Below are 9,986 nucleotides of genomic sequence, written 5' to 3'. Positions count from 1 at the left end.
AAGCAGCTTGACCCACGAAGCCCCAATCAGAGAAGGCTCTTAGAGCTGGCTCACTTCTGAGGCCGAGAAAAAACGCTTGATCACGTCGCTTGCCAAGCGCGCAGGCCGCATGGTCGCTGCATCAAGACAACACCAACTGGACTTCACTTCAGCCAGAACCTCTTCCCCACGCCTGATCACCGTTTCGTAAAAAGCTCTGGCACCCTGCACTTTTTCTAAAACCACCGTGGCTATGACGTCATCTTCCAGAAAAGCCGGTCGGCGGTAAGTGATTTCGTGCTTGATCGCTACCCACAGATGCTGCCTGATTGCTTCTGCAGGCGCCAACGCACGCCAATGATCGATGACAGCAGCCTGCACCCATTTCAAATAGCTGGCGTTGTTGACATGTCCCATGAAGTCGATGTCACTCGGGGCGATGCCGATCGGAAACCGGTGGGGAATGGAATGGGTCACGTATACGTTAGTATCACGCTCCTTTGGTCAAGGAAAGCGGCCCTTCCGAATCTGGAAAGTAAACACCGCCCCCTGAGGGGCGACAATGGGTCGTGTGTGTCGATGGGCGACTGCGCCATAGGCCATGTCTATGGCCTTACCAGAAATCATTATTTGATCTTAGAGCATTTCCCAATCAGGTAAAATCACCTGACGGTTCAGAAAATGCGTCAAAACAAAAAGCTAGAGCGGTCGATCTGATGCAATCTGATCGAAAACCGCTCTAATACCAAATTGCGTTGAGCTTGACTCATCGCAGTTTGGTCAAGCCCGCGCGGCACCTGAGCGTTCCAAGCTGCTGATGCGTCAGCATCACTGCAGCTTGGTATAAGCTGCATGGAGTGTGACGACGAGGGAAAAATTGGGAGATGAAGTGATGCACGCCAACTTTACACTACGGGCTAGGTGCCTTTACCTTGCGGCGCTACCACTTACAGCATTCCTTTTCTCGCCTTCATCGGCTCAGGCCCCGGCAAGAGATCTTCGCGCCACCATCGATCCGGCCCGCTTGCCCTTGGTTGGAACGATCGATCCCCGCTTTCAATCTTACAACATAGAGATGGTCGAGGTGACCGGCGGCGCTTTCTGGAAGCCCTATGGCTCCCACGTCGCTGCCAAACCTGACCCTGCCAACGCGCAGCTAGGAGTAGACTCCAGCCAGTTCGAATATCGCCCCCCCATCGACCTCGCAAACGCCCGGCTTCGTCTCCTCGCCCGTGCGCTCGGCCCTGCCTATGTCCGCGTTTCCGGCACGTGGGCCAACAGTGTCTATTTCGCCGCCAGCGATTCTTCCCCCGTCAAGGCGCCCGATGGTTTCAAGGGCGTTCTCACGCGCCAGCAATGGCGTGGTGTCATCGCGTTCGCCAAGGCAACGAATTCGAAGATCGTGACATCTTTCGCGATCAGTCCCGGCACGCGGGACAGCCGTGGCTCGTGGACCCCGGACGAGGCCAGACGTTGGCTCGCTTACACCCGCGCGATAGGCGGTACGATCACTGCTGCAGAATTTATGAACGAACCATCGATTGCCGGGATCAGCGGTGCTCCCAAGGGATATGACGCCGCCGCTTATGGACGAGATTTCCAAAGCTTCCGTGCCTTCGCAAAAAGAGAAGCGCCGGGCATGCTGATCCTTGGCCCCGGTTCAGCCACCGAAACGCCCGAACCCTGGGGGATGCCACCCGGCATCCCCGGATCGATTCCCAGCCCAAGACTGCTTGCCAGCGGCGGGGCAGATATCGATGCCTTTTCCTACCACCATTATGGCGCCGCATCTGTTCGGTGCGCGGCCTCCCACATGCCACAGACCACGCTGGACGACGCCTTGTCCGAACAATGGCTCGGCCGGACCAGCGAAACCCAAGCCTACTATGCAGCGCTGCGCGATCGCTATGCCCCCGGCAGACCAATCTGGATGACCGAGGGTGCGGATGCAGCTTGCGGAGGTAATCCGTGGGCCGGAAGCTTCATCGACAGCTTTCGCTATCTCGACCAACTGGGCCGACTGGCAAAGGCGCACGTTCAAGTCGTGATGCATAATACTCTTGCTGCTGGTAGCTACAGTTTACTGGATCCTGACGACTTCAGCCCTAAAGCCAACTATTGGGCAGCATTGCTCTGGCACAGGCTGATGGGAACGACGGTTCTCGATGCTGGAATTCCGCTTCAGCCCGGTCTTCATGTCTATGCCCATTGTCAGCCTGACCACCCTGGAGGCGTTACGTTGCTGGTCATCAATACTCATGCGGCACGTGAAGTGTCGATCAGCTTCCCAGGCAGGCGTTGGCGTTACACCCTTTCCGCGCCAGTCACGCCATCGACGGGCGCCAAGCTGAACGGACAGTCGCTGAAGCTCGGCGCCAATAATAGGCTTCCCCCTATCAGCGGTATCATCGAGCGATCGCACAACTCGACGTTTGCACCGCGCACCATCAGCTTTCTTGCCTTTCCCGAGGCAGGCGCCCCGGCCTGTAGCCCCCATTGAGATCGCCTTTAGGTGCCAGACCGGAAGGCTGACATCCGGACACCGGCCTTTCCGCAAGCCGGCATTGCTATCTTGCCACTGAGATTCCGAAAAAGGTCGTTGTTGGCAGGTCCCATTCAGGCGATCTTCTGACGAGCTTCGTTCTCAGCTTTAGAGTTCAATCGCCCGCAGACGAAAGCAACGCGTCTCGAACACGATAGGTCGCCACATTTTCATCGAAGCGGTCGTAGGGCATCAGCGTGTTGAGAGCGCCTTCGTCGAAGCAATATTCCTGGAGCTGTGTCGCGTCGCGGGTTTCGCAGAAGCGTTCGCAGACGTGCTTAACTGCCTTGAACGCGGCGAAGATCGTCAACGGCCAGTAGACCGACATATTGGTTCCGGCTTCGGTTTCTTCGGCCATCGAATTCTGGAAGTCGACGCTGGTCACGATCAGGGGCCCCTTGATCCGTGCCCTGAAGTTCTTGAGCGCCTTGATCGAGCCCTTGAACACGACAAAAGCCGCGTCCGCGCCCGCCTCGAGGTACGCGTTGGCTTGGGCGATAGCCGCTTCGGCATCGTCCTGGAGGTAGAGCGCGTCGGTTCGCGCAATGATCATGAAGTTCGGATCCTTGCGCGCATCGCAGCAGGCCCGGATCTTCTCGGACATGACGTCGGTCGGGGTCAGTAGGGCCTCCTGATCGGTGTGTTTTCCGAAGATCTGGTCCCCCATCAGGGGTGGGCATTCGGGTTCGGCAAGCAGTTCGCGCGGGCAAACGCGCTTTTCGTACATATCCATGGGATGGAAGATCAGGCGCCGGACCGGCCTGTCCCGCAACACCATCCGCAAGTATCTGCGCTGCGATACGGTTGAGCCCAGCTTCAAGGTTCCGGTGCGGCCCAGCAAACTCGATCCTTTCGCGAACAAGCTGACGGCCTGGTTGCGAGTGGAATCCAAGAAATCGCGAAAGAGAAGCGGACCGCCAAGCAACTCTACGGTGATCTGGTGACGCTGGGTTACGATGGCTCCTATAACCGGGTGGCCGCCTTTGCGCGGCGATGGCGGACCGAGCTTCAGTATGAACAGCAGACCAGTGGGCGCGGGACGTTCGTGCCTTTGGTTTTCCAGCCTGGCGAGGCCTTCCAGTTCGACTGGAGCGAGGATTATGCCGTGCTGGACGGCAAGGTGACCAAGCTGCAGGTCGCCCATACCAAGGTCACGTCCGTCAATGTTCTCTAATCGCATTCGTCAAGCTGCTCTGATACCAGGCTCATGGTTCTCTTCGAGGTAGGAACAGGTCGGCCTCAGCATGGCGTGGGATGGGTTGAACCGACCAATGTGGTGTTCGCGGTCATCGGGTTGCCCCCCGGCGCTCGCCTGTTGACAGTCGGAACTCGGTTCTCGCCATCGTCCTGGCCGAACGATTTCGGCAGCTCGATACGCGCGTTTGACCTGCTACCCCGCGAGCGGCCGCTGCGGGGTATTACTGGACCACCGGAATTCCTCTCCGCTTAACCACAGTGCATGAAGTATGACTGCCAGCTTCCGGGTGACGGCAACTTTAGCTCGCTTGAAGCCGCTTCGCTTTGCAATGCGCAAGCCCCAAGCTTTCAGCGACGATGGATGCGACACGCGCGTCAATAGAGCATGCGCGGCCTCATAGAGGCTGCGGCGAAGGAAGTCGTCGCCTCGACGCGATATTCGCCCTACTTTCATCGTCTCGTCTGAGGCATATATCTTCGGAGTGAGGCCAAGATACGCACCTGCGCTCGCTGATCGTCGGAACCGGGTTGGATCGTCGATGGTGGCGACGCCCCCTGGCGCGGTGATGGCGCCCACTCCCGGCACGGTCATGAGATGTCGGACGACAGGATTCCCACGCGACGACGAGCGCACCCTGACGTCGAGGGCGCTAACCTGAGCCGCTGCATCGTGCCTCGCCTTCATCAGCGCCTCGACCACAACGCGGCTCATCAAAGAAGCGTCCAACTCGCCCGAGGCGATCTCCTCCGCGCGCTTGGCGAAGCCACCGACCCGCTTGCCGAACAAGATACCGAAGGTGCGCAGCACGCCCCTGATCTCGTTCTCCAGGTCGCAGCGGATCTGGACGAGCGGACTTCGCGCCGCCAGCAGCGCCCGCGCTTCGTGGCCGGGCGTCGACTTCACGTGGACGCGCTTGCACCAACCGGTCCTCACGATTTGCGCGAGCCCGGCCGCATCGTTCCGATCGGTCTTGGCGGGCATCATCTTCAAAGCAGCGTTGGCATGGCGCGCATCCATGCAGATGATTGGCACGCCCGCAGCGCTCAGCTCGTTCCATAACCACACTGACAATGGCCCAGTCTCGAGCCCTGCGCGGGAGAGATCGAACGGCTTCAACGCGGCCGCGATCGCGTCGGGGCATGTCGGAACTTTGCGTTCGACGATAATGTCTCCTATTTCGTCGACGATGCAGATCGAAGTTGAATGCTGGCTCACGTCCAGCCCAGCATAAGGTTTCATGGCAGTTCTCCTCATAGCTGCGGCAAAATGGCCGATGCCAGTATGGAGGGCACTCGCTCGATCAAGGAGCCCCACCTGCGATTGACGCTATGCGGTGTAATTTCGGTTCTGGCCATCGGGCTCGCAATTGATCGGCGAACTGGCGCCAGGCCTGTGTCGCGGCCGCATGATCGGGCTGGAGGAAGACCTGACGGATCGCGGCCGCGACGACCGACGATCTCGCGCTTGCCCTCGGTGTTGACGGCAAAGGCGATTATCGCGGCGACACTGACGATCCGTCCCCCCCCCTCGCGCACCTTCAGATAGGTGGGATCGAGCCAGAGGTAGGACCCGTCGCCAGCAAGCGGTCGCTTGAGGAAGGCATGGACGCGCTCGGCGATCATGCGCAGGAACTCTGTGTCTCCGCTCTTCGCCATCCGTTCGGCAAGCGGTAGTCTTCGTCGGTCATCGGGATCAACTTCTCGGTGGGCGTGTGAAGTGTGGTAACTCCACCTTACCGATGAGCCCGGTGGCCACGGAGTTCGAAATCGCATGGGGTGGGCATGCCCCACCCCATGCGACAACCTCAATCTACACCGAAAATTACACCACGAGCGCGGACGCTAACGGGGAGAGCGCCGCTAGTCGGCCGTTCAGGCGCCCGTTTCCCTTACCCAGGAGCGTACAGGCGGCGCATTTTCGGCGTCTGTGCAGAGCGGGGTGATAGCCGCCGCCCGATTTTCCCGTGCCTGCGCCTGGCTTATTCCTTGGCAGCCTCCATGTCCCCGCTACTCTCGTGCGCAGCGACATGCCCGCTGATCTGGGCACCGGCATCGTTGGCGAAGCGCATGTTCCAGATCGTAGCGCCCAACGAAATCGCCGTAACGACCCAGAACGCCGCCGAGAAATCACCGAGGGTGGCGTGCGCGCTGCCGTGAACGAGCATCGCAAGGTGCAACGCCACGGCGGCCACGCAGATACCGAGCGAGAGCATCAATTGCTGGAACGTTGAGTAGAATGCGGTCGCGCTGCTCATCTGGCGCGGCTCGATGCCATCATAGGCGATGGTGTTGTAAGCGGTGAATTGCAACGACATGAAAAAGCCCGAGAACGCCAGGATGCCGAACATCGCCCAGGTCGGCCAGTTCGGGCTGAACAGCCCACAGGTGGCGTAGCCTGCCGTGGCGATCACGCCATTCCAGATCAGCGTGCGCCGGAACCCGAAGCGACGCAGCACGCGCGGGGCCGCGGCCTTCATCGCAAGCGAGCCGACGGCGGTGGCAACCGTGATCGTGCCACTGCGCGCGGCGCTAAAGCCAAAGCCCACCTGCATCATCAGCGGCAACAGGAACGGTTGCGCGCCTTGCGTGATACGCGTGACCGACCCGGCGATCACCGAAAGACGAAACGTGCGGTCCTTGAGCAGCGTGAGGTCGAGGATCGCCCCGCCGCGGCCTTTCGCGTGGCGAATGTAGAGTACGCCCGCCGCCGTTCCGATCGCGATCAGCCCCAGCGCCAGGGGTCCCTTGCCCGCGCGGCTCGCCATCTCGAACCCGAACAGCAGGCAGCCGAGCGACAGACCGCTCAGTACAAAGCCGGGCCCGTCGAAGGGCGCGACATCTTTCTCCCGGAAATTGGCGATGTAGCGCGTCACCAGCCACAGGCCGATGAGGCCGATCGGCAAGTTGATGTAGAAGATCCAGCGCCAGTCGAGGTAGGTCACGATGAACCCGCCGAGCGGCGGCCCGACGATCGGCCCGATCAGCGCTGGCACCAGCAGCCAGGACATCGCGTTGACCATGTCCTGCTTGGCGACCGAGCGCAGCAGCACCAGCCGTCCGACCGGGATCATCATCGCCCCGCCCATCCCCTGCACGAAGCGCGCGAGCACGATCAGCTCCAGCGTCGGCGCCTGCCCGCAGGCAAGGCTGCCCACCATGAACAGCGCGATCGCGGCGCGAAATACAGTGCGCGAACCGAACCTGTCGGCGAGCAGCCCCGAGGCCGGGATGAAGATTGCCAGAGCCAGCAGGTAGGACGTGAGAGCGATGCTCATGTCTTGCGCGCGCACGCCAAAGTCACGGGCCATCGTTGGCAGAGCCGTCGCCAGTACGGTCGCGTCGACAAATTCCATGAACAGCGCCGAGGCGACGATCAGCGCGACAACGCGGTAGTTGGGACCCGACGTATCAGGGCCGCCGGGATCGCGGGCCGGAGCGAGCGCGCTGGCGGCGGGAACGATCCCGTCGCGGATTTCCGCATTGACCGAGGCTATGCCCCGGCGTCTCGGCTTCAGCATGGAAACCGGAAGGAAAAGGCGGTGGGGGTCATGATCTATCTGCTTTTCCGGTGACGCAAGAATGCCTGGCGAAGGAGAAGCGGCGCCCGCAGGGTGGTCGTGGGCCCACTTTCATCGCGGGGAGTGGAATCGATCCTTCCCTACAGGCAAGGTTGCGCCTTTGGAAAGCGTGAGGCGCGCGCATGGGATGCATTGACTGCAACCGGGTTGGCGCGGTCGGACGTCGATTATCCGTCACGGCGCGCAGCACCGGCGCAATCGCCCTGCCCGGACTCCGTATTTTGCGCAGGGGCAAGCAGGCTGGCCACTTCTGCGTCAATCGCCTCGGGGCCAGCCGACTATTCCATCACGCCATACGCCCGCCGCTACCCACTCAGGGCATGTGCAGAAGGTTCAACAGGGCCAAGCTCATAGCGCCCAGCCCGAGGAGAGAGAGAACGGCGACGGCCGTCACCCTGCCCCCCGCCTTGGCGAGGGCGCCAAGGTCCACACCCAGGCCGAGCGCTGCCATGGAAACGATCGTAAATAGCGTCGCCACCTTCCCAACCGGCGCAAGAGCGGCCGCCGGAAGCAGCCCCGAAGAGCGGCAGGCCAACAGCGTCAGGAAGCCGACAATGAACCATGGCACCACATGCGCCAGATCGACCCGCCTGGCCGTGGTATTGCTGGCGCCAAAGGCACCATCATGCGCCCCATGCGGCGCAAGTCGCGGCGCCAACAGCGACAGGACAAGGCACACCGGCCCGAGCATGAGCACGCGCACAAGCTTGACCAGAGTGCCCATCTGCACGGCAGTGGCGCCCATCGGCGCGGTCGCGGCAAGCACTTGGGGGACCGCATAGACGGTAAGCCCGGCGAATGCGCCGAACGCGAGCCCACGCATACCCAGCACCATGCCGATGAGCGGCAATACGAGGACGACCAAGACACCCAGCACGGCCGTGAAGGCGATGGAGGCCGCCACGTCATCGTTGTCGGCTGCGATGACCGGTGCGACGGCCGCGATGGCGGAGTTGCCGCAAATCGCGTTGCCGCACGCGACCAACAGCGCCATTCGCGTTGGCAACCCCAGCAGGCGACCGAAGCCGAAGCTGAGGATAATCGCCGTCGCCACCACAATCGCGATCCCGGCCAGCAGGGGAAGGCCAGCGGACAGCAGGGTTGTTGCGCTAACCGAAGCGCCAAGCAGGACGACGGCTGCTTCCAGCAGATATTTCGCACTCCATGCAATGCCCTGCCGCCAACGATGGCCAGGCGTCCACAGGCTGCGCACCGCCGTACCGACCAGGATGGCAAGGACGAGCGCTTCGAGCCAGGCTTTGCCGACGATGGCGCGCTCCCCCCCTTCAAGAGCATAGGCCGCGCCGGTCACGGCGAGGCACAGACCGATCCCCGGAAGGCGGCGAACAACCGCACGGGTGAAAACAGACGGCAATGAACGCGGACGACAGGACATCAGACTTTCCTTTCGTCACCGCAACTGCCCCACGCTGATTGATCGATCCAACAGATCTTAATTGTCATTCCAATCGCAAAAGAAGATTGGTTGTGATAGTGTAGCGGCATGACGCTCGAGCAACTTCGGATCTTTGTCGGCGTGGCCGAGCGCGAACACATGACGGCCGCGGCACGCGCCCTCCATGTCACGCAATCCGCCGCCTCGGCCGCCATCGCCGCACTGGAGGAACGGCACGCGATCAAGCTGTTCCATCGCGTCGGGCGCGGCATCGCGCTGACCGAGGCGGGGCGGCTGTTCCTGACCGAAGCCCGCGGCGTACTGGCGCGGGCCGGCGCGGCGGAGCATGTGCTGGACGAGTTGAGCGGACTGAAGCGCGGCACGCTGCGCGTTATCGCCAGCCAGACTATCGCGGCCTATTGGCTGCCACCGATCCTCGCCGCGTTCCATGGCCTCTACCCGGAGATCGCGATCGATCTGGCAATCGGCAACACGGAACAGGCCGCGACAAGGGTTCACGACGGCGATGCGGATCTTGGGATCGTGGAGGGCGCGATCGACGATCCGTCGTTGGCGCACTGGCCGATAGGGGAAGACCGCCTGCTGCTGGTCGGCGCCAAACCTTTCACACAAGGGCCTCTCGATGCGGCATGGTTGCGCCAAGCCCGCTGGGTACAGCGCGAGCCTGGGTCTGGCACACGCTCGACCTTCGACACCTATCTGCGGGCCCGTGGAATTGATCCCGACACGCTTGATGTCGCGCTTGTCATGCCCTCGAACGAGAGCGTTCGCACCGCCGTCGAAGCGGGTGCCGGCGTTGCCGTCCTGTCGGCACTGGTCGTGGCACCTGCAATCGAGGCGGGCCTGTTGCATGTCGCCCCGCTTGCCTTTGCCCCCCGCCCCTTCTTTGGATTACGCCACAAGGAACGCTATCGCACCAGAACAGCCGAGGCTCTGCTGGAACTGATTGGCAAGCAGGCTCCTGCGTTCACAGCCATCTAANTGCATGTCGCCCCGCTTGCCTTTGCCCCCCGCCCCTTCTTTGGATTACGCCACAAGGAACGCTATCGCACCAGAACAGCCGAGGCTCTGCTGGAACTGATTGGCAAGCAGGCTCCTGCGTTCACAGCCATCTAAGAGCCTTCTCTGATTGGGGCCTCGTGGGTCAAGCTGCTTCCTCGACTTTGTGATCGTTCCCATGGATCACTCGCTTCTCTCCGCGGTCGGCGCTTGACCGCCGCATAATGGCGGTCATGGAGAACAAGGCGTCTCAATCTGATTTCGCGACCTTCAG

At 61.6% G+C, this 9,986-nt stretch carries 7 protein-coding genes and 2 pseudogenes; 3 read left to right on the top strand and 6 right to left on the bottom strand.

Annotated features, from left to right (window positions below; all coding sequences use genetic code 11):
• Positions 1–39: 39 nt before the first annotated feature.
• On the bottom strand, positions 40–456 hold the full coding sequence (locus tag MTR62_RS18145; protein ID WP_244023581.1) for an acyl-CoA thioesterase: 417 nt from the start codon (positions 454–456) through the stop codon (positions 40–42).
• 415 nt (positions 457–871) lie between these two features.
• Between MTR62_RS18145 and MTR62_RS18140 the strand changes: the two genes are divergently transcribed.
• Positions 872–2,479 carry a glycosyl hydrolase family 79 N-terminal domain-containing protein gene (locus MTR62_RS18140; RefSeq protein WP_244023583.1) on the top strand — a complete coding sequence of 536 codons (1,608 nt, stop codon included), beginning with the start codon at positions 872–874 and terminating at the stop codon, positions 2,477–2,479.
• Between the two features lie 157 nt (positions 2,480–2,636).
• Here MTR62_RS18140 and MTR62_RS18135 read toward each other — a convergent pair whose 3' ends face one another.
• Complete coding sequence (locus MTR62_RS18135) at positions 2,637–3,362, bottom strand: isocitrate lyase/phosphoenolpyruvate mutase family protein (RefSeq protein WP_244023579.1); 726 nt, start codon at positions 3,360–3,362, stop codon at positions 2,637–2,639.
• Between MTR62_RS18135 and MTR62_RS18130 the strand changes: the two are divergent.
• Positions 3,253–3,677 (top strand): annotated as a pseudogene (locus MTR62_RS18130) (IS21 family transposase); the annotation flags it as partial. The gene MTR62_RS18135 and the pseudogene MTR62_RS18130 sit on opposite strands and share 110 nt — an antisense overlap.
• A gap of 234 nt (positions 3,678–3,911) precedes the next feature.
• Here MTR62_RS18130 and MTR62_RS18125 read toward each other — a convergent pair.
• From MTR62_RS18125 to MTR62_RS18110, 4 genes and pseudogenes are all read right to left on the bottom strand, one after another.
• Positions 3,912–4,958 (bottom strand): IS110 family RNA-guided transposase, encoded by a 1,047-nt coding sequence (locus MTR62_RS18125; protein ID WP_244023577.1) that lies wholly within the window; start codon positions 4,956–4,958, stop codon positions 3,912–3,914.
• Between the two features lie 209 nt (positions 4,959–5,167).
• Positions 5,168–5,338 (bottom strand): annotated as a pseudogene (locus MTR62_RS18120) (transposase); the annotation flags it as partial.
• Between the two features lie 359 nt (positions 5,339–5,697).
• Complete coding sequence (locus tag MTR62_RS18115; protein WP_244023575.1) at positions 5,698–7,236, bottom strand: MDR family MFS transporter; 1,539 nt, start codon at positions 7,234–7,236, stop codon at positions 5,698–5,700.
• Between the two features lie 373 nt (positions 7,237–7,609).
• Positions 7,610–8,692, bottom strand: coding sequence for a YeiH family protein (locus tag MTR62_RS18110; RefSeq protein WP_244023573.1), 1,083 nt, complete (start codon positions 8,690–8,692; stop codon positions 7,610–7,612).
• Between the two features lie 108 nt (positions 8,693–8,800).
• Here MTR62_RS18110 and MTR62_RS18105 point away from each other — a divergent pair, with 108 nt between their 5' ends.
• Complete coding sequence (locus MTR62_RS18105) at positions 8,801–9,694, top strand: LysR substrate-binding domain-containing protein (RefSeq protein ID WP_244023571.1); 894 nt, start codon at positions 8,801–8,803, stop codon at positions 9,692–9,694.
• Positions 9,695–9,986: the final 292 nt, after the last annotated feature.

The organism is Novosphingobium organovorum (assembly GCF_022832435.1).
GTDB lineage: Bacteria > Pseudomonadota > Alphaproteobacteria > Sphingomonadales > Sphingomonadaceae > Novosphingobium > Novosphingobium organovorum.
The sequence above is the reverse complement of the archived record's forward strand: the minus strand, read 5'-3'. Positions and strand labels throughout refer to the sequence as shown.

Bases quoted from the DNA above. Each gene is read 5' to 3' on its own strand.
- MTR62_RS18125 (WP_244023577.1), bottom strand. From the start codon at position 4,958: ATGAAACCTTATGCTGGGCTGGACGTGAGCCAGCATTCAACTTCGATC.
- MTR62_RS18140 (WP_244023583.1), top strand. From the start codon at position 872: ATGCACGCCAACTTTACACTACGGGCTAGGTGCCTTTACCTTGCGGCG.
- MTR62_RS18105 (WP_244023571.1), top strand. From the start codon at position 8,801: ATGACGCTCGAGCAACTTCGGATCTTTGTCGGCGTGGCCGAGCGCGAA.
- MTR62_RS18115 (WP_244023575.1), bottom strand. From the start codon at position 7,236: ATGCTGAAGCCGAGACGCCGGGGCATAGCCTCGGTCAATGCGGAAATC.
- MTR62_RS18110 (WP_244023573.1), bottom strand. From the start codon at position 8,692: ATGTCCTGTCGTCCGCGTTCATTGCCGTCTGTTTTCACCCGTGCGGTT.